This is a genomic window from Rhodococcus sp. ARP2, assembly GCF_001029585.1.
GTDB classification, from domain to species: Bacteria; Actinomycetota; Actinomycetes; order Mycobacteriales; family Mycobacteriaceae; genus Rhodococcus_F; species Rhodococcus_F erythropolis.
Genome location: NZ_LEKE01000059.1, coordinates 1 through 24,111, shown reverse-complemented (window position 1 = coordinate 24,111; position 24,111 = coordinate 1). Strand labels below are relative to the sequence as shown.

Genomic DNA, 24,111 nt, shown 5'->3' with positions numbered 1-24,111 from the left:
ATTAAGGGTAGCCTTTGCTACTTACTTCGGGACATCGATTGGCGACCTCATCAGGTCGTCCCGTCGGGGATGGACTACCTGTAATGAGTGAATCACCGAGAGACTCCAGCGCCGAACCCGCCGTGGTCGACATCGTCGGCGTCGGGTTCGGTCCGGCCAACCTCGCGTTGGCCATCGCTGTCGAAGAACACAATGCAAATTGTGCAGCCGTTGATCGGGTGAATGCGCGGTTCTTCGAAAAGCAGTCTCAGTTCGCGTGGCATCCCGGGATGCTGCTCGACGGTGCCACGATGCAGATCGCGTTTCCGAAGGACCTGGTGACGTTCCGTAACCCACAGAGCGGATACAGCTTCTTCTCGTATCTGTTCGAGCAGGGGCGGCTGGTCGACTTCGTCAACCACCAGACCTTCTTTCCCACGCGCCACGAGTTCAACGACTACCTGTGCTGGGCAGCTCGACGAGTCGACGCGGATGTGCAGTTCGGTACAACCGTCGACGGGGTCGAGGGCATCAAGAACTCCGACGGCGTTGTCGATCGCTTTGCGGTTCGCACAGCCGACGGTGAAACGGTGATCGCCCGCAACATCGTCGTCGGCGCCGGATTGAAAGAGCGGATCCCGGAGTGGGCAACGCCGTCGTCCCGGTGCTTCCACAACCACCAGTTCCTCTTCCACCTCGAAGCAATGCCTGAGCCCGTGCACAACAGGTTCGTTGTTCTCGGTGCCGGTCAGAGTGCCGCGGAGATCGTCGACTACCTGCACGCGAACTACCCGAACGCCGAAGTCCACAGTGTTTTTGCCCGCTACGGCTACAGCCCGGCAGACGACAGCCCGTACGCAAATCGCATCTTCGATCCCGAAGCCGTCGATCAACTGCACGGCGCCGACGCCGCGGAACGACGTCGACTTCTCGATCTGCACCGCAGTACCAATTACTCGGTCGTCGACATCGAACTGATCAACAAGCTCTATGCCACCGAGTATCAGGAGATGGTTCGCGGGCCGCGGCGACTGTTCATGCGTCGGGCCTCGGAGATCACGAGTGCCGTGGAGACCGAATCCGGCATCGAACTGGCCGTCCGCAGCAACCTCGACGGCTTGACCGACACGCTGTCGTGCGACGCACTCATTCTGGCCACGGGTTTCACCCCGGCACCGCTGGACAATTTGTTGGGTGAACTCGTGCCGGATTCGTCCGTTCCGCGTAACGTCAGTCGGGATTATCGACTGGCTGTAACGGAGGACGTGACAGGCGGTATCTATCTGCAGGGTGGGACAGAACAGACTCACGGATTGACGTCGTCGCTGCTGTCGAACGTGGCAGTGCGGGCGGGGGAGATTCTGGCGTCGGTTCTGAGCCACCAGAACCGAACTGGTGCGCTTGCTAGTCTGGGCGCACAAGACACGTACGTAACAAGTGAGGCGAGATGAGCACTAATCCTTTCGATGACGAAGACGGCCGCTTCTACGTGCTGGTGAACGACGAGGACCAGCACTCGCTGTGGCCCACGTTTTCCGAGGTCCCCGCCGGCTGGCGCGTGGTGTTCGGTGAAGACAGCCGCAAGGCGTGCCTCGAATACGTCGAGGCGAACTGGACCGACATGCGTCCGAAGAGCCTGCGCGAGGCAATGGAAGCTGATCAGGCTGCCGGCGGAAAGCACGCAGTCGAGAGCTGATTCTCTCGCTGCTCGGAAACCCTCGAGTGAACCGAAAGAGCTGGGCACCGTCAGGTGCCCAGCTCTTTCTGCTTGAAACTCTCTTACTTCTCGGTGACGGGAACGCGGCGTTTGCGCTTGCGGACCATCGGTCGGCGTAGCGAGTCCACGCGCATCAGGATTCGTGGACGACGCAGAGTTCGCGCTCCCCATTCGCCGAGCGTCACGCCAGCGGCCAGAGCGCAGCCGATGCCGAATGCCGACAGCAAGGCAGTCAGACCGATCAGTACCTGGTCGTTGAGCAGCGCGTACAGGCCTCGGTACAGCGACAGACCGGGGAGCAGGGGAGTGATGCCTGCGACCGCGACGACCAGTGGAGGCGTCAGGGCGCGGCGAGCCATCAGACCACCGGCAAGACCGACGACGGTCGCCGCGATCGCTGCGGCGATCACGGGGCCGACGTCGAGTGTTTGCACGAAGATCGACACACCGCTGCCGGCCGCGCCGCCCAGGAATGCCGCGGTGAGTGCACGCCGCTCGGCGTAGCAGGCAAGAGCGTAGAAGACCGACGCACACGCGCCGGAGAGCATGAGGATCGGCAACTGCGTGATGGTCGATACTTCCACGTTGATCGGTGGAAGCGTCGAACCCAGCATCCCGGTCATTCGCAACGAGATCGCGACGCCCGCGATGATGCCGCCCGTCATCATCACCACTTCGAAGAATCGCGCGACGGCCGTGATGGGCGCACCCATGATCGCGTCCTGGACCGAGCCCACCAGCGACAGCCCCGACAGCAAGACGACCACGCCGGCCGCGATCACCAGCGACGGCCGGATACTGATCCCCAGCTGATCCTGAAAGGTATAGAGCGTCGCGGCGGGCGCAGCCGCGATGAGACCACCGACAACCTGCTGGAAGAAGAACGGTAATCCGAACCGGTTCAGTACGCGGTTGACCCGATCGATCACCATCGTCGTCAGAAACGCGACTGTGGCAACGAGGAACCCGCCGCCGAGCAGTACGGAGACCGAAGCCGCCATCGCTGCCCAGGCCATGGTCGCGGTCCATCGGTTGTACGGGTGCGGCGCCGTCGTGATGGCTGTGAGCGCGTCGTGTGCTTGGTCCGGTGTGATCGCCTCACGGCGGATACGACGCGTCAGACGGTCAACAGCCGCCAGTCGCGTGAAGTCCATCGAGCGGTAGTGGACGATGCGCATCGTGCTCGCCGGCGGTCGCGTCGGGCCGCGATAGGCAGAGAGCACAATCGAGTTGTAAGTGACGTCGACGTCACACTGAGCAAGGCCGTAGGTGGCGGCGATGAACTGCACCTGCTCCGCCGTGTCCATGGCTGCGGTCCCGGAGGCGAGGAGGACTTCGCCGACCCGAACCGCCAGGTCCAGAACTTCTGCGACGACGGCGTCGTCGGTGAGGTCGATCGGTTGTAGCGGCGCGGGAGCCGACGTGACCGTGTCGACGGTGGCTTGGCGGTTTCCCGTCAGGCGTGTGAGTGCTTCGGTGAATTTCGCCATCAGGGGGCGGAGTGGGAGTTGCGCATGGGGCCCACGCTATCTAACGTGACCCGGGCGCGGCCACCGTGACGGCTTGGATATGATGGCTCCGCAAAGTCAGTCGCGGCAACGCGTCGGTCTTCGCCTCCTTAGCTCAGTGGTAGAGCACTCGCCTTGTAAGCGAAAGGTCGTCGGTTCAATCCCGACAGGAGGCTCCGAAAGTAGAGGCACTCACCAAGATTCTGGTGGGTGCCTCTGTGTTTGCCGAAGCACTGTGTTTGCGGAGATGCTGTGTTTGCCGGGTTCAGTTGGTCTCAGGCTTGTTCGTGGCCTGGCGCGGATCGATCGCGCCGTCGATGTACTGCTGGGCGATCACTCGCAGTTTGACGTTGCTGCGCTGTGAGTCCTGGATGAGGATGCGGAAGGCGCGGTCGGCGTCGACGCGGTGGGTGCCCATGATGATGCCCTTGGCCTGTTCGATGACGCCTCTCGATTCGAGTGCACGCTCGAGGTCCATCGCGTGCTTTCTGGCGATGTCGAGGCGCTGCGAGCTGTGCAGCGCGTAGGACGAGGTGACGGCGAACAGTTGGAGCAATGCCACGTCGGCGCCGGTGAAACCTCGGAGGTCATGGCTGTAGAGATTGAGGGTTCCCAGTGGGCGATCTCTACCGGGCAATGGCATCGACAGAAAGCTGACGGCGCCGACTGCTTTTGCCGCGCTTGCGAATTGAGGCCACCGGCTGTGGGCTTCGCTGGCATGCGCACGTACAACCGTGCCCGTGCGTGACGACGTCACACTCGGTCCGTAGTCCAGTCGGAATTGGATCGAGTCGACGGTGCGAACAAGTTGGTGGGTGGCGGCTACGGTTCGGAATGTCGAATCCGAACCGCCGATGGTAATTCCGGCCATGTCGGCGTCGGCGATGAGATCGACGGCGTGTTTGCAGACCTGTTCGAGAAATTGCTCGGCCTGGGCATGTGGATCGAGGTGCGCGTACAGCGATTGCAGGGCGTCCGAGGCGGCGTCCAGGCTGTCCTGCGACGCGGAATTTCGGCCCCCGGTAGGGCCGCGGTGTTCTCTGGCAATGCGCGGCGCCGTCATTGTCTCAACCACCCTTCCCCATCACGTCGCAGGCATGTCCGATTCGTCTTATTGTTGCACCGGACTAACTGTTGTGCACTCTGTTTGGGTGGACAAGTGTCTGGTGGGGCAGACGGTTATGCGGGTGGGATACGTATGCCTAATCGTGATGTTTGGTTCAGTCATTTGCGGGTAGTGCGCCGAGAATGGAATTGCGTTGTCCTGCAACAGTTAACGCGGAAACTGCGACCGCGGTACAAGTTTTCTCCGCAATGGCGCGCAGGTCGCGAACTTGGCCTATTGTCAGCGCCAGCGCACAATCTTGTACGCGTAACCCGCAGACAGTGAAGGGGATACGACGATGAACGGACTGATCGCGGCTCTGAACAGTGGAATGACCGTTGGCTTGGCCAACACGATTCTGACTTTCGGCGGAATCATCATCAATCTCAACATCGTGATCAACAACTGACCGCGTAATCGGCGAGTAACCGTTCGTTATGCCGATTCGATCGGAAGGTCCGGCCCTGGGCGCTCGCCCTTGCTCTTGAGCCAGCGATTGGGAAGCTTGCCGGCCAGTTCTCCGAGTGGACCGACTGCAGCACTGAGGATTCCGACTGTTTCCTGCAGTACCTCGATGCTGGCGCTCATTCTCTCGAGGTTGGGGGCGAGCGAAGTCAAGGTATCGGACAGTGCAACGATCTGGTCAAGCGGGCCGCCTTCGGCGATGAGCCGTTCGAAGGCGCCGTTCTCCGCCAAGAGCGTTTCGAGGATGCCGTTCTCGGCCAGTGCGCGATCGATGACACCGTCCTTGGCAGTCAGGCGTTCGACGGCACCGTCCTGTGCGGTCAGGCGTTCCAGCGGACCGTCCTCCGCCATCATTCGGTCGAGGAGACCGTCCGGGGCGAGCAACCGTTCCAAGGCGCCGTTCTCGGCGAGCACCCGATCCAGCGGTCCGCCGGGAGCAAGAAGTCTTTCGAGTGGTCCGCCGGGAGCGAGAAGTCGTTCGAGAGTGCCGTCGGGTGCAGTCAGTTTGTCGACCGGGCCGCCGGGTGAGAGAAGGCGATCGAGCGGCCCACCGGGGGCCAAGGCTTGCCCGATGGGCCGATCGTCTGCAGTAAGCGATGACAACTGCTGGATCATCTGCATGGGTCCGCGAGGGCTGGCCAAGCCTGCTGCACCCGCCGTCACGGCACCGGTATTACCGACGGCGATACGAACTGTCGTGACCGTCAGCTCGGCGATACCCAAACTGATCTCTGCGGCTGCAATGCCCGCGCGTAGGGGAAGCGTGAGCATCTCCAGCAGTTTCATGCGTTAACTGTAACCGGTAACACACAAACACTCATCAGGATCGCCGGTCAGTGAAGGACCTTCAGACCGACCACACAACCGACGATGCCGAGGATCAGCAGAATCTTGACGACCGACGTGGACTCCGCACCGGTGACCATCGCGTATCCGACGGTCAGGGCGGCGCCGATGCCGACCCAGACCGCGTACGCAGTTCCGATGGGAAGGGTGCGCATTGCATACGCGAGGCCGGCCATACTGACGATCAGGCCGAGGATGAAGACAACGGTGGGTGACATCTTGCTGAATCCGTCGGACTTACCCAGCGCGGTAGCCCAGACAGCTTCGAAAAGTCCGGAAATGACGAGCACGATCCATGCCATGGTGAACAACTCCCAAGGCACCGTCTTTTCGCTGGCCGGGTACGGTGCGCTCGTCCGGATGTCGTCGTTGACCACCCAACCATAGCAACAGAATTCTGTGTTCCGACCCGATCAGCTGGCGATTTAGGTCACCACAGCCGTTCGAACTCTCTTCAGATGGATGGTCGACATGGCCACCACGATCGTCGCCGTCGCAGCGAGAACAGTCAAAGGAATCGGCGTGGTCACGGCGGCCGGTCCGTGTTCCTCGAGCGGAGCGGTCGACCACCCGAATTCCTGCGAGACAGGGTCCAGGAAGGTCGCTGAAACCGAGAACAAGGTAAGAGTGAAGGGAAGTACGGACCCGCTCGCGACTGCTCCGACGGCAACAGGCATGCATGACGCGACGGCCAGTCCCAGCGCAAGTGGGAGGACGAAGACGTAGGCAACCGTGGTCAGGGCGGCATCCAGCAATCCCGAGAGTGCGGTCACGGCAAGGAGTCCCAGCCCGAGTTGGGGCATCGGTCTTTTCCAGCCGACGGCGACGCCCAGCGCCAGGGCAGCACCCACCGCGGGCACCGCCCAAGTCCAGTCGGATGAAAAGGAAATCGAGCTGATCGAAACCGCGCCGATTGCGAGTCCGGCGAGTATGAAGCGGGCGTCGTGTTGCGGCAAACGCCAAGCCAGTGCGACGGTAACGGCAACCGCGATCACTACCGCCGTCACCCAGGACCCATGCGATGTCGACGTCGAGCCCAACCATGCATACAGGGCCGTGAATGCCAGGGGCAGAACAACTCCCAAAGTCACCAGGCGTGTGTCGACGTCGTCCGTCTCTTGACCTGATCGTGCGACCAAGGCGACTCCGGCTACCAGAAGGGTTGCAGCGAGCAGTATCCAGACGGGAACCGTGGACGGCACGGGGTAGGTATCGCCCGGAAGTGTGAGCGACCACCTTGCGACGCGATCGCGCCACAAGTCTGCGGCGCCGAAGTACAGGGTCGTCGCGGTCACCCCGAGTGCGAGAGCAATTTGTGCTGCGCGGTGACTCTTCGTCGGATATGCCGCCGCCGCGAGGAAAGTGCCGGCTCCCATTGCGTTCAGGGTCACCGATATCGAGGCGGAGACAGGGACGAATGCTGGTAGCGCGATGACGAGGGCGCCAACGGCAGCGAAGACACTCGCGAGTCCGCCACGTCCCCAGCGATGTAGTAGCGCAACACCGACCGTCGCAACCACAGCGGCAGTTGCGCCCGCCCACTGCGGCGTGATCACCACCGAGGTGAGGCCGTCGTCGGAGAACGAGAAGTCGTCAACTCGGGACTCGGCCACTGCGTACGCGGCCACCACACCGCCGACCAGCGCGGACGCCACCGAACCGTAGAGCTGTGCGATTTGAACTGGGCTACGTTGCTGCATAATTCGTCGAATTTTTGCACAACTCGCCGATACGACTGATCGTCGCATCGCCGTGCGGATCCATCCACACCGGTTCCCCGTCTCGAAGTCGAGGAACAAGCAGATGGCGCCCTCGGCTCGGCCACTGAACGAAGTCGTAGCCGGCCAATTTGGTCTGAACGATATCGGCGACCCACACCGCAGCGTCCGCGAATGCAGTATCCATCGACAGTGCGTTGAAGTGGCTGAATCCGCCGATGTCACGTGCGCCTTGCCAGCCGATCGTGACGTTGTAGTCGCTGTTGATCGAAAATTCCCAGATCAGACGATCGACAACAACTTCAGGTCCGAATCGCAGGCAACGCAGATCTTGGGCAACAGCCGCGAGGGCTTGTGCCCAAGACTCCGGTGGCGCGAAGCCGGGATCCTCGCCGGGATCGGAGTTGTTGGTGAACAGAGGAATACGCCAGGTCAAGCATTCCATGTTCCACAGTCATTCCATGTAGCACAGTGGAGGTAGTGACATGCCGCACCCTTCCGGTTCGTGGGCCTGCACCCCAGCTTTTCACCTGCACCCGGCTTTTCACCTGCACTCAGCCGTTCACAGGAAGCTCCCAGGGAACATACAGCGAGAATCCAGTGGCAGGGGAGAAGATGGTTCTCGTGACCGACAAGACCCCCGAAGCCCGCATCCTCGTCGTCGACGACGAACCCACCATCGTGGAGTTGCTCTCCGTGAGCCTCCGATTCCAGGGTTTCGAGGTGGCGACTGCTTCGAGCGGAGCCCAAGGCCTGGACGTCGCACGGACATTCCGTCCCGACGCGATTGTTCTCGACGTCATGATGCCCGGGATGGACGGCTTCGGTCTGCTTCGACGCCTCCGTGCCGACGGTGTGGACGCACCGGTCCTGTTTCTGACGGCGAAGGATTCGCTCGACGACAAGATCAGCGGCCTGACCCTCGGCGCGGACGACTACGTGACCAAGCCGTTCAGCCTCGAAGAGGTCGTGACGAGGTTGCGGGTCATCCTGCGCCGCGCCGGCCGCGGGGTCGCACCGGAGCAGTCGCCGCGGGTGAAGTTCGCCGACATCGAACTCGACGACGACACCCGCGAGGTCTGGAAGAAGGGCGAGTTGGTTGCACTCTCACCCACCGAGTTCACACTGCTCCGATACTTCATGGTCAATGCCGGGACGGTTCTCAGTAAGCCTCGAATTCTCGACCACGTCTGGAACTACGACTTCGGCGGGGAGGTCGGAGTTGTCGAGTCCTACGTGTCCTACCTGCGGCGCAAGGTGGATACGGGGGAGACACCGCTGATTCACACATTGCGTGGGGTCGGCTACGTGATGCGTGAACCGCGGCAATGATCGCCGCCGCGGAAAACGATCAGCTTCCGAAGCGGGGTCGTTTCCGTCTCCATTCACTGCCGCTGCGCTTCACCCTGGTTGCGGCCTTGCTGGTGTTGGCGGCGCTGGGTCTGTTGGCGTCTGGCGTCGCGGTCACTTCTGCTCTCGAGAATTCACTGACCCAGCGAACCGACAAAACGCTGTACGAGGCGGTCGACGGCTGGGCAAAGCCGCACACCAGAGATTTGCAGCCACCCAGCGATGTCGGTCCGCAAACTCGTCCGCCCAGTCCCTTCTTCGTTCGGACGGTGACCCCGGACGGGAAGGTGTTCACTCTCAACGACAAGTCGACGACAACCGAACCCGACCTGTCGAAAGATTCCACCAACGGCCCGATCACCGTCGGATCGAGCGACGGTTCGGACGTGAACTGGCGAGTTCTCACGACGGTTCGCGACGACACGACCACGACTATCGGTGTGCGACTGACGGATATCGAACAGACCGTCGACGACCTGGTCGGCCTGCAACTCGGCATCGGCCTGGTTGTCCTGCTGATCCTCGGCGGCGGAGCGTATTTCGTGGTTCGTCGGAGCCTTCGTCCGCTGGTCGAGGTTGAGGAAACTGCCGCTGCCATTGCCGCCGGCGACCTTCATCGACGGGTCCCGGAGCGTGACGACCGCACCGAGGTCGGCCGACTGTCGGTGGCGCTCAACGGAATGCTCGCGCAGATTCAACACGCATTTGCCGCGACCGAGGCTTCGGAGGAATCAGCACGGCGTTCCGAGGAGAAGATGCGTAGGTTTGTCGGCGACGCGAGCCACGAGTTGCGCACACCCTTGACGACTATTCGTGGGTTCGCCGAGTTGTATCGCCAAGGCGCCATGACGGATACGGAAACGCTGATGAACCGGATCGAGGGCGAGGCGTCGAGGATGGGACTTCTGGTCGAAGATCTGCTCATGCTGGCAAGACTCGACGAACAGCGTCCACTCGAGAACAAGCCGGTGGATCTGCTTGCAGTTGCGGCGGATTCGGTACAGGCGGCACGAGCGATCGCACCGGATCGAACTGTCGAACTTCAGATGACCGGCGGCCCAGGCCTGCCCGAAGTGCAGGGTGACGAGGCCAGGCTGCGTCAGGTAGTTGCCAATCTGGTGGGCAACGCGATCAAACACACTCCGCCGGATGCGCAGGTCACCGTTCGTGTCGGTACGACCGAGAACTCCGCGGTGGTCGAGGTTTCGGATACCGGTCAGGGTTTGAGTGACGAGGATGCCGCGCGGATCTTCGAGCGTTTCTACCGCGCCGACACCTCTCGCACCCGTGAGACCGGGGGCGCCGGTCTCGGCCTGTCCATCGTTTCGGCTTTGGTTGCAGCGCACGACGGAACCGTCAGCGTCGAGACCTCCCTCGGGCAGGGGACGACGTTCCGCGTCGAATTGCCGCGTGACCCGAAGGACGACTGACGCCGGATTACCGCAACCGGCCCCTCAGAAGTAGGTGTGCACCGTGCCGACGACGCGGTAATCCGAATCGACCTCGGGAATCAGTGACCACTTGTCGAACGTGGTGCAGGGATGCGAGATTCCGCAACCGAGCAGATCGCCGACCTTCACGTCGAAGTCAGCCGGAACGTCGACGTACGCGTGCTGGTCGTTGAGTGCGGTGATCGTCAGCTCTCGCGCTGGTCGGTTGGATCCGTCGCGTCGGCGCCACAGGACTATGGGAAAGCCTGCGTCGGAACCGACATCGCGGCGGCCGAAGCCCAGGATCACCCGTCCGGGTTCAGGTATCGAGAGCACTACGCCCCAGACCTCTGCGGCTCCCTGCAGAGTTCGTGGTCCGTCTGCCCATGGCGAAGTCTCGGCATAGAGACCGTGATCGTGAGTGATGTAGCAACCGCTGCGCAGCACGACGCGTACTCCGTTGTCGAGTGCCCACCGGCCGGCCAGCTCGCGTACAACCAGATCGTGAAACGCACTGCCGCCGAAAGTGACCAGTGGCCGGGGAGCCTTCGCGGAGTTGTTCTCGAACAGGTTCTCGGCAACACAGATTTCCGTGAAAACCCGCGCGGATTTGAGATACGAATCGACGGAGATACGGCGGGCTGCTACCGAGGCTCCTGGCATCATGCCCTCGAACCCCTCGACTCCGGTGAGAATCAACGAAGGTGCCTGCGATGCTGCGCGTGCGACGTCGAGTGCTTGCTCGACAGTGCGAGCGCCCGCGCGTCCGCTGTCGTAGCCGAGTTCGACGAGAACCCGGATACGGCTGGCTGGTGAGACTTTCGCGATCAACTGTTCCATCAGGCGGACGCTCTCGACCGAGTCCACGAGGGTGGTGACGAAGAAATCGGGGTCGGTGGCCTGGGCGTCGCAGATCCACCGAATGCCGGCGGGATCGAGAACCTGGCTGGCGATGATGATGGTGTCCACGCCGAATTCACGCAGAATGCGTGCCTGCGCAACGGTTGCCGCCGTCATCGCCCAAGCCCCGGCGTCGAGTTGCCGACGAACCAGTTCGGGGCTCATCGTGGTCTTCGCGTGGGGCGCCAGATCCACATCGTGATCGGAGCAGAACTGCGCCATGAGGTCGACATTGTGCGCGATCGCTGCACGATCGAGTGTCATCACGGGTAGCAGGAGGTTGCCGTCGAGCGCAGAGATCCCCAGTGGCTCCAGGTCGGAGCCGTCGCGACCTTCGAGGTCGGTGCCGAATGCCTTGTGCTGCCAACCGATCGGGGGGTTCGCGAAATCCGTCATGGCATCGATTGTGCCGTTGATTGCAGACGATGTGTTCATGTGTGGTGACTTTCTGTCAGAACTATGCAGGTCAGAACGAGATCCGGCTAAGAGCGGCGTACCGGGCGACCGGGCAACGCGTCCTGGACCACGGCACCGCCTTCGACGACGGGTACGCCGCCGACCAGCACGCGGCTGATTCCGGTGGAGGGACGGGTGCCGTCGATGTAGGTGGCGTTGTCGGTGATTCGCTCGGGGTCGAAAACGAGGATGTCCGCGTCGCTACCGGGGCTGATCCGACCTTTCGTCGCCATCGAGGGAACCGACTCCTCCAGAATCTGCGCGGGGATCAACGAGCAGCGCGCGATGATCTCCGACAGCGACAGCAGTTGACGCTCGCGGTACAGCGTACGAATCGCTCGCGCATAGGTGCCGGCGCCGCGTGGGTGGCCGAGTGCCTTCTCCGGCAATGGCCACTGCAACGCATCGGCAGCGGTACGGCCTGGCCAGGTCAGTGGCATCGCGTCGCTCGCGATGGCGGCACGGTCGAAAGTCATCGCGCGTTCGAGGAATTCGCGCTGCACGGTGTCGTTCTCGTCGAGGAACTCCACAAGTACCAGTCCGCCGGGGTCCGTTGCCCGAAGATGTTCCAGCTGCTTGCGGTCCGCGATACGTTCACCGGTGGGCACGAAAGTCAGCGATCGTGGTGTCAGATTCATCAGATGCAGCTTGTCTGGATCGAGAAACGCAGCTCCGACGGCCGTTGACCCTGACCCGTACGGATACGCCTCTGTCGTGACGCGAGATCCGGCTGCCTGGACCTGAGCCACCACGGACAGTGCATGGTCGACGTGCATTCCCGAGGTGCTATTGACGTGGCAGTAGTGCATGTGCGCGCCGGTTTCGGCTGCTGCACGGGCGATTTCGACGGCGCCGTCCACCGGGCTCGACGGGTCGGCCGAGATGAGTGGGCGCGCATGGGTGTAGGTGGGAACACCGGCTCGGGCCGCGAGATCCGCCACCTGCAGGTACTCGGCCGGATCGGATTTCGGGGCGTATCCGACCACCACGCCGATGCCGAGAGCGCCTGCAGCCAGATCGTTTTCGAGGAGTTCGAGAATGTGTGCACGCTGGGAGGCGGTCGGTTCTCCCTGCCAGCTCGGGGAACCGACATGGTGCAGGAGAGTCCTGATGTCGCCATCGGGATCGGCGCCCGAGAGTTCGATCATGCGTGCGTGCGCCCACGACGTCGCGTAGCCGTAGTTGATCGGGCGCCCCTCGGCACCGGCACGCGCATATGCCTTCGCAACAGGAATGACGCCTGCCTCCAGTTCGAGGGCCGTCGTCACTCCGTCCAACGCCTGAAGTCGCTGCTCGGCGATTTCCTGTCCGTGGCTGTGCAGGTCGATGAATCCGGGGCATATCACCTGACCGGTCACGTCGATCGTCTGCCGAGCCTCGATCGCGTCGTGACCCCACGCCGAGACCTTGCCGTCGGTGATCGCGATGCCCCGAACCTCGTCGGTCCCCGATGCGGGATCGACGACGCGGCCGCCGGTGAACACGATGTCGTGGACCTGCATCAGCGCTGCACTCCTGTCGTTGGTCGAACCGCCTGGCCCGGCGAATGTCCCGATGGTTTCACGGCTCGGGTATCGGATTCTGGTGTGAACGTCCCAAATGGAGGCCGACTCACCGTTCGACCGGACAAGAAACGAATGCAGTCGAGTGTGAAGGTGAAAGCGAAGTTATCAATTCAGCCGATTGAGATCGATGGAGGACAGGAATGCACGTCTATATTTCGGTGGACATGGAGGGTATCGCGGGTATCGCGACGCTCGATCAGACGATCCGCGGCGGTGGCGGCTACCACCGTGCGCAGATGCTCATGACTGCCGAGACCAATGCTGCGATCGCCGGTGCGTTCGACGCCGGTGCGACGAGCGTCCTGGTCAACGACAGCCACGGAACGATGGACAACCTGCTTCACGCCGATCTGGATCCACGGGCGCGCCTGATCTTCGGATCACCCAAGATGCAGTGCATGGCCGAAGGAATGACGTCGGATCACGACGTCGCCCTGTTTGTCGGCTATCACGCACCAGCTGGTGGACCCGGCGTCCTGGCGCACACGTTCTCGAGTTTGTTCGCCGACGTCCGCCTCGACGGCAAGTCCGTCTCCGAGACCGACGTCAACACCCTCTACGCTGCCACCCAGGGCGTTCCCGTCGGTCTCGTGACGGGTGACGACATCATCTGTGGCTTGGTGGACGCGGCCTCGCCGACAACCGAGACCGTCGAGGTCAAGAAGGCACACGGATGGTCGGCAACCAATTCGCTGCCGCCGTCGCTGGCGTGCGAGCAGATCCGAGCAGGCGCCGAGCGCGCAGTGCGCAAGGCCGACACACTGAAGCCGGTCGAGCTGCGTGACGAGTGGACCCTCGAGATCGTTCACCCCACCACTACGGGAGCTGAACTCGCCGAGGCTGTTCCCGGCTCACGACGGATTTCGGATCGTACGATTTCGCACACACTCGGCAGCGTCGACGACATTCTCGGCCTGATCACTGTCAATGCTCGGCTTGCAGCCGCAGGCGTCTCGACGATCGTGGCAGTCGCCAATCGCACGTGATGAAGTAGCGACTCTATCGCGAAATGCCGCCGACGCCGTGTGCGTCGGCGGCATTTGTCATCTACTGGGGCAGAACATGTTCCGACCGACCAAACGTTGCTTCAGGTATTGGTGAAACGGACCAATGCGGTAGACGTGTTCGCTGTCACACTTCATCAGTCTTTTCAATGTTCTAGTCCATGCGGCACAAGACAATTCGGGAGGCTTGATGAAGGCGGAACGCGTCACGGTGGAAGAATCATCGCGGGGGACCGGCGGTTCGGTTCGAAACATGTTGGACAACAGATCGATTCGTCGCACAACCACCGTTACGGTGGGGCTGCTCAGTACTATCTGGTTGATCGACATGGTGGATCGCGTCATGATCGGGCTTGCGCTTCCGATGATCGGCGACGAATTCTCGCTCAGCAGTACGCAGTTGGGTGGTGTGGTTTCGGTCTTCGCGATCTTCTACATGCTCGGGCAGGTCCCCGGCGGAATGTTGGCCGACCGCTTCGGACCCAGGCCACTGTTGATCGTGGCGTTGATCCTGTGGTCGGTGTTCACCGCGTTGACCGGGTTCGCGTGGGGTCTCATCTCGCTGATGGTCATGCGTGCGATGTTCGGTATCAGCCAGGGGCTCTTTCCGGCGGCGTCGTTCAAGGCTTTGGCTGAGCGGACGCGTCCGAAAACCAGAGCGACCGCGATGGGTTTCATGCTCGGCGCCAACAACCTCGGCCCCGGCGTCGCACCGCTGATCATCGCGCCGGTCCTCATGGCCGTGGGGTGGCGGGACGCGTTCTGGCTGGTGGCCATCGTCGGCGCTGTGATCGGCACGGTGGTGTGGTTGGTGCTGCCGGCACCGTTGGACACGGAAATCTCGGAAGATCCGGAGGCTGCGCTGCAACCTCTGGCGAGCGAGCACTCTCGCGCCGCGGTGTTCAAGTCCGCGTCGGTGTGGAAGTTCGCAATTCTGTTCTGCCTGGCCAACATGTCCGCGTACGGTCTGATGACCTGGGTGCCGAGTTATCTGCTCAACGACAAGGGACTCTCGCTGATCGACACGGGAATCTTTGCCGCGATCCCCTTCATCGTCACGGCGCTGGCCACGATCGTGGGCGGGCGGTTGGTGGACAAGTACTTCCACGACCGGGCTCGGATTCTTCTGGTTCCGTGTATGGCCACGTCGGCAGTCCTGTTGTTCCTGATGACCACCGCTGACACCGTCGCGATGTTCACGTTCTACGAGACGTTGGCTCTAGGCATCAGCGGTCTGTGTTCGATGTCGATCTTCGCGATGCCGTTGCGGGCACTTCCTTCCGAATTCCTCGGTTCCGGAATGGGTTTGATCAACGGTTGTGGTCAGTTCGCCGGTTTCATCACCCCGCTCGTGATGGGATGGATGGTGGACCAGTTCTCGTACATGGCTGCATTCGGAGTCCTGGTCGGAGCGACGAGCGCTGCCGCATTGGTGGCCATGATCGTTCCGCAGACCCCGGCGAAATTCTGAGAAGGAGACTGAAGATGTCGGCAACGGACGGCACACGAAAGATCGAAGACGACGTCGTCACCGATTTTTCCGAGAAGATGAGTTACGGGGCCTACCTCGGACTCGATACCCTCCTGGATTCGCAGCATCCGGTGAGTGAGCCGGAACACCACGACGAACTCTTGTTCATCATTCAGCACCAGACCAGCGAGTTGTGGCTCAAGCTGTTTCTCCACGAGATACGGGCGGCCAGAGCAGCGATCGCTGTCGACGACATTCGGGTCGCATTCAAGCGGATCGCACGCGTCAAACACATCCAGGCCACTCTGACCGAACAGTGGTCCGTGTTGGCGACACTGACGCCGGCGGAGTATGCGGAGTTCAGGGGCGTTCTCGGCAACTCGTCGGGGTTCCAGTCGTACCAGTACCGCGCCGTGGAATTCGTGCTCGGAAACAAGAACGCCGGCATGCTGAAGGTGTTCGAATCGGATCCGTCCGCCCATCGATTGTTGGAGACCCTGCTCGGAGAGCCGACGCTGTACGACGAGTTCTGGCGGTACCTGTCCAGGCAGGGTTACGACGTTCCGGCGTCGGCTCTCGAACGAGACGTCAGCGCGCCCTACGTGCGAAACGACGAGCTGATTCCGCTGGTCAAGGCAATCTACGAGAACGTCGAACAGCACTGGACGGCGTACGAGGCATTCGAGGAGTTGGTCGACCTCGAGGAGAGCTTTCAGCTGTGGCGGTTCCGGCATCTTCGGACCGTGCTGCGGGTGATCGGCATGAAGAAGGGGACCGGCGGTTCGAGTGGTGGTGCCGGGTTCCTGCAACGTGCGCTGGAGTTGAGCTTCTTCCCCGAGCTGTTTGCCGCCCGAACAGAGATCGGTACCTGACACACCTGCTTGATGACACACAGTTGCTTGTCACACCCAGATGTTCGTGACGCACGACGAATCCGAGCCCGAAGGACAGGAGTCTTGGACAAGATCCGACAGGGTCGCTTCGGCCAAGCTTGACTGCGAAGTTGCAAGTCGGTGACAGGAGAGCGTCGGAGTGGACAAGAAATCAATGGTGGCAGACCTGGCGGCGCTGGTAACCGCCGAGTCGCCCAGTTCCGACCTCGGCGCAGTCGATGCATGTGCGGACGTGGTGGCCGACATCGGCGAACGCCATCTCGGAAGCGCCCCCGAACGTATCCGTATCGACGGACGCCAGCACTTGCGTTGGTCGTTCGGCGCGGAGCCGAAGGTGATGCTCCTGGGCCATTTCGACACCGTCTGGCCGCTCGGAACGCTCGCGGAGTTGCCCTGGTCGGTCACCGACAACATCGCCACCGGACCCGGAGTCTTCGACATGAAGGCCGGCATCGTCCAGCTCTTCCATGCGCTCGCATCGCTTCCGTCGCTCGACGGGGTGGTCGTGCTCCTCAATTCCGACGAGGAAATCGGCTCCCCGACTTCGCGCGCACTGATCGAGGAGCAAGCCCGTCAGGTCGACGCTGTGCTGGTACTCGAGGCCGCCGCCGACGGCGCGGTGAAGACCGCGCGCAAGGGTATGTCGCTGTACTGCGTCGACATCGAGGGACGCGCTGCACACGCCGGACTGGAACCGGAGCGAGGTGTGAACGCTGTAGTTGAGCTCGCACATCAGATTCAGGCCGTGGTGGAGCTCGCGGACCCGGCGGCGGGAACGTCGGTGGTGCCGTCCGTGATCAGTGGCGGAACCACGACCAATACCGTTGCAGCGCAAGCGCAACTGTGGTGTGACGTTCGCATGTGGTCGGCGAAGGAACAGGAACGCATCGACCGTTCGATCCGTGCGCTGACACCGGCGCTGGCCGAAAGCCGAATCTCGGTGTCCGGAGGACCCAACCGCGGACCACTGGAATCAGTGTCTTCGGAGAAGCTGTACTTTCTCGCTCACCAGGTCAGCAGTGAGAGCGGGTTGGGAATGCTTCGCGACTGCGCAGTCGGCGGTGCGTCGGACGGAAATTTCACTGCCGCAGTCGGAACTCCCACGTTGGACGGCCTCGGTGCCGTCGGCGGTGGTGCCCACGCAGCGACAGAACACGTAGAGATAGATCAGATGATCCCGCGCGCCACCTTGTTGGCCGGTCTGGTGACTCGAATCCTGGAGGGAGGACTGTGACGATGACGTCGCCGAACAATGTCCAACGCAAGACCGTTCAACCATTCGGAGGTGTATCGCCTTCACGGATGCGGCAAGCAATCAGCCAGGCCGAGCAAGCCGCCCTGCTTGCATGTGTGACTATCGAAACCGTCACCGGGCATGCCGAGTTGGAACAGGTATTCGGTCTGTTCGAGAAGGTATGGCAGCCGGAGAGCGGTAACCCTCCCGTCCATCGGGACATGATGAAAGCGCTCGCGCACTCCGGTAACTACGTCGCCGGCGCTTTTCGTGGCGGAGATCTGATCGGCGGCTCGGTTGCATTCTTCGAGGAACCGCAACATCGTTCGTTGCATTCACACATCACGGGGATCCTGCCGAACGTGCAGAACGGGCACATCGGCCTCGCGTTGAAACTGTTCCAGCGAGCGTGGGCACTGGAACGAGGAATTCTCCACGTGCGGTGGACTTTCGACCCGCTCGTCGCTCGCAATGCCTACTTCAACGTCTCGAAACTCGGTGCGTTCCCGATCCAGTATCTGCCGCGTTTCTACGCGCCGATGAACGACAGTCTCAACGGCGGCGCAGACAGCGACCGATTGCTGATCGACTGGGAAATCGGTAGCAGCAAGGTTTCCGACGTCGTCGCCGGTTCGGGAGAGGTCCCGACTCCCGAGTCGTTGGGAGCGAGCGAACTGTTGTCGATCTCCGAAGCCGGCCTGCCCGTGTTGAAGTCGACCAAGAATCGTTTCGTCACGGTGGCTACACCGAATGACGTGTACACACTGCGTAAGTCGGACCCGGCGGCAGCGAACGACTGGCGCCTGGCAGTCCGCGAGACTCTCGGGGGTGTGCTCGCCGAGAACGGAGTGGTTCTCGCAGTCACCAGGACCGGAAAATATGTACTGGACCGTGCGCCGGGAACACAGGCAGGCAGGACAACAGCGGAGGTTACATCGTGAAGATCGACGGAGTTGAATTACGCCGGGCAGCAATGCCGTTGAAGGCGCCGTTCCGAACCTCGTTCGGCACGGAGACCACCAAGGACGTGTTGTTCGTCAAGGTCGTCACCTCGGAGTCGGCGGGCTGGGGCGAGTGCGTTGCGATGTCCGAGCCTCGCTACTGCTCCGAATACACGGACGGCGCCGCCGAAGTCCTTCGTAAGTTCCTGATTCCGTCTCTGGGCGAACTCACCGATCCCGACGTGCATGCCCTGAGCGCGGCGATGGAACAGTTCGCCGGACACCCCATGGCCAAAGCGGCACTGGAAACCGCATTTCTCGACGCCGAGTTACGGGCCGCCGGGACGAGCATGTCTTCGTACCTGGGTGCAGTAGTCGATCGCGTACCCGCGGGTGTTTCGGTGGGTATCAAGAATTCGATCGACGAACTGCTCGAAGAGGTAGCCGGGTTCCTCGACGCCGGATACCTGCGCATCAAACTGAAGATCGAACCGGGCTGGGACATCGAGCCGGTTCGCGCAGTCCGCGAGAGGTTCGGCGACGACGTACTCCTCCAGGTCGACGCGAACACGGCGTACACCCTGGCTGACGCGCGCCATCTCCAGCGGCTCGACGACTTCGACCTCCTGCTGATCGAGCAGCCGCTTCCCGAAGAGGAACTGCGTGGCCACGCCAGGCTGGCCGAGATGATGCGGACGCCGGTCTGCCTCGACGAGTCGATCACCTCCGCGAAGGTCACTGCCGACGCGCTGGCAATCGGTGCGTGCAGCGTGGTGAACATCAAACCGGGACGTGTGGGCGGTTATCTGGAATCGCGTCGTATCCACGACGTCTGCAAGGCCAACGGAATTGCCGTGTGGTGCGGCGGAATGCTCGAGACCGGAATCGGCAGGGCTGCCAACGTCGCCCTTGCCGCGCTCCCCGGATTTGTCCTACCAGGCGATACGTCGGCTTCCGACCGGTACTTCGCCGAAGACATCACCGAGCCGTTCGTACTCGACAACGGTTACGTGAAGGTTCCGGAAGGGCCGGGCATCGGCGTCGAACCGATCCCTGACCTGCTCGAAGCAATCACCACGTCGGTCGAATGGATCGGCATGGATCGGCTTTGACGAATCACTATGACACACTTCGTTCACAGGACGAAGGAGTGATAGACGTGGGCACCGTACGACCTCGCATCAGTTTGGTGCGGCTTCTCGAAGACGTGGGAACTACGGTGCTGAACCCGGTTGTCGGCGACCCGGAGGCGGTCCAGGAGATCGCCTCGGTGGTCATTCACGACCCCGACGACGACTCACCCTCGACACCGGACTCCATGGTGCTGCTCGTCGGCATCACCGGAGGCGAACGTATCGCGGAGTCCGTGGCCGGCCTGGCCGAGCGCGGAGTACGCGTGGTGGTCGCGCGAGTGACCACCGAGGTCAGCGATGCCGACCGTGAATCCATCATCTCCTCCGGCGTTGTCGTATTGACCTTGGCGCGTGGAGTTTCGTGGGTTCAGCTCACAAGCCTGCTTCATTCGGTGCTCTCGGCACGGAACGAAGTCGGGCACATCCACTCGCGCGGAGGTGGACCGGCCGGCGATCTGTTCGCTTTCGCCAACGCCGTCAGCGCACTTCTGGATGCGCCGATCACGATCGAGGACCGAAGCTCACGGGTCATCGCTTTCTCCGGACGTCAGGAAGAAGGTGACGGTCCACGTATCGCGACCGTTCTGGAGCGCCAAGTTCCTGACCAGTACATTCGAGTGCTCGAAGAAGCGGGAGTCTTCGACCGGCTCTATCGCAGCGATGATCCGGTGTGGGTTTCGGCCGAGACCCTCGGCACAAAAATGGGTCGTATCGCCGTGTCCATCAGAGCCGGCGACGAGTTCCTCGGCTCCATGTGGGTGGCAACCGGTGAGCCGATGTCCGAGGACCGGATGCGTGCACTGCGCGATTCGGCCGGGTTGATTGCACTGCAGATGTTGCGGTTGCGCGGCGGCGCCGACGCCGAGCGTCGACTGCGCGCAGACCTGATCGCAACCCTTCTCGACGGTGGGTCCGGTGCGGTCGACGCGATGAATCGCCTCGGCCTCGGGACCGGTCCCGCACTCGTGATGGCATTGGGCCGCAGGTCTTTCGAAGGATCGTCGAAGCCGGACGACGCAGCCCATGTGGTGCGGCTGACCGACGCTCTGGCCATGCACCTGGGCGCGGTCCATTCGCAGTCGGCTGCGGCTCTGGTCAACGGAACCGGCTACGCGGTGCTGTCGGTGCGAGGGCATTCCCCGGCAGAAGCCGAGCTACAGGCGTTCCGTGTGGCCTCGGACTTCCTGGACCGAACCGGAGCGTCCGGCGACACGATCATCGGGATCGGCCGGGTCGTGACCAGACCGGCGCAGCTGAGCCGATCGAAGCGCGACGCCGAACATGCCCTCGAAGTGTTGTTGGCGGGACGAGCGTCGGGCAGCGTCGCCACCTTCAGTAGCGTCCACGTCGATGCCATCCTGTTGGAGATCGCGTCGGAAGCTGCAGCCGAAGGGTTCTCGGACCTCGGCCCCATCGAGGCGATCGCCAGCCACGACGCAGCTCATGCGACCTCGTTCGTCGACACCCTCGATGCGTGGCTCAACGCCTTCGGTGACGTCGGTGACGCCGCGGCGTCATTGCACGTACACCCCAACACCTTTCGGTATCGTCTCAGCAAGTTGAAGGGTATGGCCGCGTTGGACCTGGACGATCCCAACGTCCGCTTCCGGTTGATGGTGCATCTTCGTCTGCGCGGTCCACGCTAGCTCGAAATCCGAAAAATGCGGGTCGCACTGATTTCTCAGCGTGACCCGCATTCTTTGTCAGTTGGTTCAGATCAGCTGTTGTTGCGAAGTGCTTCGACAGCGATGCGGCCGACGGTTCCGATGGAGGCGTCGATCTTCGGGGCGCGGTGGGTGAGCTCGTGGGATTTGGTGAAGACACCGACGGCGTAACGCTTGCCGTCCGGGTACGCCACGACGCCGGCTTCGTTTCGTACCAATCCCAGCGTTCCGGTCTTGGCGGCGACAGTGACCTCGTCGGGGAACCCGGACGAAAGGCGGTGCGGCCAGACCTGCTTGCTCATGATGGTTCGGACTTCTTCACAGGCCGATGCGGGGCCGGCTTCGTCCCTCCAGATTGCAGCCAGCAACATTGTGATCTCACGAGGAGTGCTGGAGTTGGAGCGGGCCGGATCCATGACGGAAATTGTCCGAAGAATTTCGATGGGCGGCATTTCCAGCAAGGTGCCCTTGTCGACACCGAGGTCGTCGTAGACCGATTTGAACAGACCACGGCAGTCACGGACCAAGTTGGTCTTCTCCAAACCGAGCCCGCGCAGCGTTGCGACGATGTTGTCGAGTCCGAGGCGTTCGTACAAGAAGTCCGTGGCGGCGTTGTCGCTGAAGCTCATCATGAGCAGAGCGAGATCTCGCCAGCTTGCGGTCACGTCATCGGCGCAGCCGCCGATACCGATGCCGCCGGAGCGGAACTCGGCGGTCACCGTGGCGTGCTCGGTCGGATCAAGGGTGCCGGCCGCAACTTCACGGGCGTACTGCAGTACGACAGGAATCTTGAAAACGGAGGCGAGGATGACACCTTCGTCAGCGCCGTAGCCGAACTCTTCGCCGGAATCGATGTCGCGTGCGTGGACGAACGCATCGGTCTTCGCTTCGGCGAGTACAGCAGCGATCTCCTGCTGTGCGCTCTCAACGTACGTGGCGGTTTCGGTCATTCGAGAAGCCCTTTCGTCGGTATCCGTATATCTGGGTTATTCGTGGATCTGACGATAGTGAGTCGACGACGGGGGGTCTTGTACGAATCGACGAAGGTTGGCGCACGGTTCGGTGCTGATACGCCGAATCAACCGATTGTCAGGGTGTTCCGGGGGCAGGGGTGTTCCGGGGGTCAGGACGCATAAGTTTCGAGGCGACGTCCGACCAGTTCGGCGACGTCGGTCCGACGCTTGTCCGAGACCACGCCTGCCAACAGGATGGTGAACAATTCGTCGATACGGTCGTTCAAATCGCTTCGTCTGGTGAGCACGTTCGAAACCAGTTGAACGCCGGTGAATGCCGAGATCGCCACGCGACCCACCGATTCCGGCTCCACGTCGTCGCGGATGTCGCCTTCGAGCTTCGCGGCCTCGGCCAGTTTTCGAAGCTCGCGGATCCACACGACGTACGGGCCTTGCGAACCGTCGGCAGAGGCCAATTCGAGGGTAAGTCGGACTCCCGCACGAACAATCGGGTCCGCGACGAGTTGGCGGCCCATCTCGTGGCACACCATGACGAGCTGCTCCAGTGCCGGTGCGCCCGTGGCTGCAACTGCGGTGAAGGCAGTGATCGACATCTGGTGCTGTTCTTCGATGACCGCCTGAGCCAATTCGTCTTTGGACGAGAAGTGGAAATAGACCGCGCCCTTGGTCATCTGCGCCGCGGACACGATGTCATTCATGCTCGTGCTGCCGTACCCCGTGACTTCGAACCGATCAGCAGCGCCTTGAAGAATCTGTCGGCGACTGATCTTGGCACGTTCCTGCATTGCTCCCTTGTCCTCCGACTGTTAACACGTGAACCAGTTTTAGGGCCCTAGGTCCCGGACCAGCGCCCCACGGTAGCAGCGAATCTCGTGCTCGCGCGACAGCGCGAAACGGACTGTTCGGTGTGCAATCGCAGGTCACGGTCGGTAGGAGTGACAAATGCGACCGCCGCAACCTCCGTTGGAGGCTGCGGCGGGGAGTCCAGTTATCGGCCAGCGAAATTCGGTCGAAGGTACGCGATCAACGAGTCGAGACAGTTGACTCGAAGCCGAGGTCGCGTAGCGCCGACTTGAGTTTGGTCTGCGCCTCGTCGAGAGATTCGGGTGACGGCGAAGTATCGGCGCCACTGATGTCGAAGTTCCCCATGTCGTATGCGGGGAAGACGTGAACGTGAAGATGCGGAACTTCCAGACCTGCGATGAGGAGACCCGCCCGAGGCGCGTCGAACGCCTTCCGCACAGCCTGACCCAGGGTGCGGGCAACCGCGGTGACTTTGGCAAAGAGTTCAGGATCCACGTCCTGCCACTGATCGACCTCGGCTCGCGGTACCACGAGTACGTGGCCCTGCGTTACCGGCGCGATGGTCAGGAACGCGACAACGTCGTCGTCCTCCCACACGAAACGTCCTGGTAGATCTCCGTTGATGATGGCGCTGAAGACTGAAGGCATACCCCGAGATTAGCCCGCGTCCGGTTGCCAGGAAACTCCCAGGCTGGACGCAGGTTCGTCGGAGCCGGCCCGACAAATCTAGGACGCATGACGACAGAAGCCATGCAGACCGCGGGCAGCACGGACGCAGGGGAGCTTTCCGCGACGACTGTAGTGCTGGACGTGGTCGTCCCGGTATACAACGAAGAGGCAGGCCTGGAGACGTGCGTGCGGCGCCTGCGCCGGCATTTACGCACACAGGTGCCATTCTCTGCACGAATTACCATCGCGGACAACGCCAGTGTCGACGGCACGTTGGCGCTCGCG

The 24,111-nt window shown here is 62.1% G+C and carries 23 protein-coding genes, 1 tRNA gene and 1 riboswitch; of the genes, 13 read left to right on the top strand and 11 right to left on the bottom strand.

Annotated elements, in window-relative coordinates:
• Positions 1–83: 83 nt before the first annotated feature.
• Both ABX74_RS16590 and ABX74_RS16585 read left to right on the top strand, forming a co-directional pair.
• Positions 84–1,430: a lysine N(6)-hydroxylase/L-ornithine N(5)-oxygenase family protein gene (locus ABX74_RS16590; RefSeq protein WP_019747015.1), complete on the top strand. Its 1,347-nt coding sequence runs from the start codon at positions 84–86 to the stop codon at positions 1,428–1,430.
• Complete coding sequence (locus tag ABX74_RS16585; RefSeq protein ID WP_003945538.1) at positions 1,427–1,675, top strand: MbtH family protein; 249 nt, start codon at positions 1,427–1,429, stop codon at positions 1,673–1,675. Before ABX74_RS16590 ends, ABX74_RS16585 begins: the two co-directional genes overlap by 4 nt.
• Before the next feature lie 83 nt (positions 1,676–1,758).
• Here the strand turns inward: ABX74_RS16585 and ABX74_RS16580 are convergent, their stop codons facing one another.
• Positions 1,759–3,186, bottom strand: coding sequence for a threonine/serine exporter ThrE family protein (locus tag ABX74_RS16580; RefSeq protein ID WP_019747016.1), 1,428 nt, complete (start codon positions 3,184–3,186; stop codon positions 1,759–1,761).
• A gap of 122 nt (positions 3,187–3,308) precedes the next feature.
• Between ABX74_RS16580 and ABX74_RS16575 the strand changes: the two genes are divergently transcribed.
• A tRNA-Thr gene (locus ABX74_RS16575) sits at positions 3,309–3,380 on the top strand.
• A gap of 89 nt (positions 3,381–3,469) precedes the next feature.
• Here ABX74_RS16575 and ABX74_RS16570 read toward each other — a convergent pair.
• The 5 genes from ABX74_RS16570 to ABX74_RS16545 all read right to left on the bottom strand — a co-directional run bounded on the left by ABX74_RS16570 (position 3,470) and on the right by ABX74_RS16545 (position 7,783).
• Complete coding sequence (locus ABX74_RS16570; protein WP_020968516.1) at positions 3,470–4,267, bottom strand: GAF and ANTAR domain-containing protein; 798 nt, start codon at positions 4,265–4,267, stop codon at positions 3,470–3,472.
• A 477-nt stretch (positions 4,268–4,744) separates the two neighbouring features.
• Entirely contained in the window at positions 4,745–5,560 is an 816-nt protein-coding gene (locus ABX74_RS16560) for a hypothetical protein (protein ID WP_019747018.1), read from the bottom strand.
• Between the two features lie 47 nt (positions 5,561–5,607).
• A complete protein-coding gene (locus tag ABX74_RS16555) occupies positions 5,608–5,922 on the bottom strand; it encodes a DMT family transporter (RefSeq protein ID WP_047889272.1) in 315 nt (104 codons plus the stop codon).
• 14 nt (positions 5,923–5,936) lie between these two features.
• A riboswitch (guanidine-III (ykkC-III) riboswitch) is annotated at positions 5,937–6,002 on the bottom strand.
• 43 nt (positions 6,003–6,045) lie between these two features.
• On the bottom strand, positions 6,046–7,320 hold the full coding sequence (locus tag ABX74_RS16550; protein WP_041814687.1) for a hypothetical protein: 1,275 nt from the start codon (positions 7,318–7,320) through the stop codon (positions 6,046–6,048).
• Positions 7,307–7,783 (bottom strand): hypothetical protein, encoded by a 477-nt coding sequence (locus ABX74_RS16545; RefSeq protein WP_020968519.1) that lies wholly within the window; start codon positions 7,781–7,783, stop codon positions 7,307–7,309. The genes ABX74_RS16550 and ABX74_RS16545 overlap by 14 nt, the downstream gene beginning before the upstream one ends.
• Positions 7,784–7,953: 170 nt before the next feature.
• On the opposite strand from ABX74_RS16545, the gene ABX74_RS16540 reads away from it, so the two are divergent.
• Both ABX74_RS16540 and ABX74_RS16535 read left to right on the top strand, forming a co-directional pair.
• Entirely contained in the window at positions 7,954–8,670 is a 717-nt protein-coding gene (locus tag ABX74_RS16540) for a response regulator transcription factor (RefSeq protein ID WP_007734368.1), read from the top strand.
• Positions 8,667–10,118, top strand: a complete 1,452-nt coding sequence (locus tag ABX74_RS16535) for a sensor histidine kinase (protein ID WP_021342957.1) — start codon at positions 8,667–8,669, stop codon at positions 10,116–10,118. The genes ABX74_RS16540 and ABX74_RS16535 overlap by 4 nt, the downstream gene beginning before the upstream one ends.
• Before the next feature lie 24 nt (positions 10,119–10,142).
• On the opposite strand, the gene ABX74_RS16530 is transcribed toward ABX74_RS16535, so the two are convergent.
• Together ABX74_RS16530 and ABX74_RS16525 are read right to left on the bottom strand one after the other, a co-directional pair.
• Complete coding sequence (locus tag ABX74_RS16530) at positions 10,143–11,453, bottom strand: alanine racemase (protein ID WP_047889257.1); 1,311 nt, start codon at positions 11,451–11,453, stop codon at positions 10,143–10,145.
• A 47-nt stretch (positions 11,454–11,500) separates the two neighbouring features.
• On the bottom strand, positions 11,501–12,976 hold the full coding sequence (locus ABX74_RS16525; protein WP_020906335.1) for an amidohydrolase family protein: 1,476 nt from the start codon (positions 12,974–12,976) through the stop codon (positions 11,501–11,503).
• Positions 12,977–13,179: 203 nt separating this feature from the next.
• Between ABX74_RS16525 and ABX74_RS16520 the strand changes: the two genes are divergently transcribed.
• The 7 genes from ABX74_RS16520 (at position 13,180) to ABX74_RS16490 (ending at position 21,361) form a co-directional block, all read left to right on the top strand.
• Positions 13,180–14,025 carry a M55 family metallopeptidase gene (locus tag ABX74_RS16520; RefSeq protein ID WP_019747026.1) on the top strand — a complete coding sequence of 282 codons (846 nt, stop codon included), beginning with the start codon at positions 13,180–13,182 and terminating at the stop codon, positions 14,023–14,025.
• A 208-nt stretch (positions 14,026–14,233) separates the two neighbouring features.
• The gene (locus ABX74_RS16515; protein WP_021332445.1) at positions 14,234–15,514 is read left to right on the top strand and encodes an MFS transporter; all 1,281 of its coding nucleotides are present in this window, start codon (positions 14,234–14,236) and stop codon (positions 15,512–15,514) included.
• 14 nt (positions 15,515–15,528) lie between these two features.
• Entirely contained in the window at positions 15,529–16,386 is an 858-nt protein-coding gene (locus ABX74_RS16510) for a tryptophan 2,3-dioxygenase (RefSeq protein ID WP_047889256.1), read from the top strand.
• A 160-nt stretch (positions 16,387–16,546) separates the two neighbouring features.
• Positions 16,547–17,641 (top strand): M20 family metallopeptidase, encoded by a 1,095-nt coding sequence (locus tag ABX74_RS16505; RefSeq protein WP_020968524.1) that lies wholly within the window; start codon positions 16,547–16,549, stop codon positions 17,639–17,641.
• 68 nt (positions 17,642–17,709) lie between these two features.
• Positions 17,710–18,582 (top strand): GNAT family N-acetyltransferase, encoded by an 873-nt coding sequence (locus ABX74_RS16500; protein ID WP_047889271.1) that lies wholly within the window; start codon positions 17,710–17,712, stop codon positions 18,580–18,582.
• On the top strand, positions 18,579–19,694 hold the full coding sequence (gene menC, locus ABX74_RS16495) for an o-succinylbenzoate synthase (RefSeq protein ID WP_029254537.1): 1,116 nt from the start codon (positions 18,579–18,581) through the stop codon (positions 19,692–19,694). Before ABX74_RS16500 ends, menC begins: the two co-directional genes overlap by 4 nt.
• Positions 19,695–19,741: 47 nt before the next feature.
• Complete coding sequence (locus ABX74_RS16490) at positions 19,742–21,361, top strand: PucR family transcriptional regulator (RefSeq protein WP_020968527.1); 1,620 nt, start codon at positions 19,742–19,744, stop codon at positions 21,359–21,361.
• 71 nt (positions 21,362–21,432) lie between these two features.
• On the opposite strand, the gene ABX74_RS16485 is transcribed toward ABX74_RS16490, so the two are convergent.
• The 3 genes from ABX74_RS16485 to ABX74_RS16475 all read right to left on the bottom strand — a co-directional run bounded on the left by ABX74_RS16485 (position 21,433) and on the right by ABX74_RS16475 (position 23,805).
• Positions 21,433–22,329 carry a serine hydrolase gene (locus ABX74_RS16485; RefSeq protein ID WP_020906342.1) on the bottom strand — a complete coding sequence of 299 codons (897 nt, stop codon included), beginning with the start codon at positions 22,327–22,329 and terminating at the stop codon, positions 21,433–21,435.
• A 173-nt stretch (positions 22,330–22,502) separates the two neighbouring features.
• Positions 22,503–23,138, bottom strand: coding sequence for a ScbR family autoregulator-binding transcription factor (locus tag ABX74_RS16480; protein ID WP_019747034.1), 636 nt, complete (start codon positions 23,136–23,138; stop codon positions 22,503–22,505).
• 238 nt (positions 23,139–23,376) lie between these two features.
• Positions 23,377–23,805: an HIT family protein gene (locus tag ABX74_RS16475; RefSeq protein ID WP_021342963.1), complete on the bottom strand. Its 429-nt coding sequence runs from the start codon at positions 23,803–23,805 to the stop codon at positions 23,377–23,379.
• A gap of 87 nt (positions 23,806–23,892) precedes the next feature.
• On the opposite strand from ABX74_RS16475, the gene ABX74_RS16470 reads away from it, so the two are divergent.
• A partial coding sequence (locus ABX74_RS16470; RefSeq protein WP_047889255.1) for a glycosyltransferase occupies positions 23,893–24,111 on the top strand: 219 nt, incomplete at its 3' end.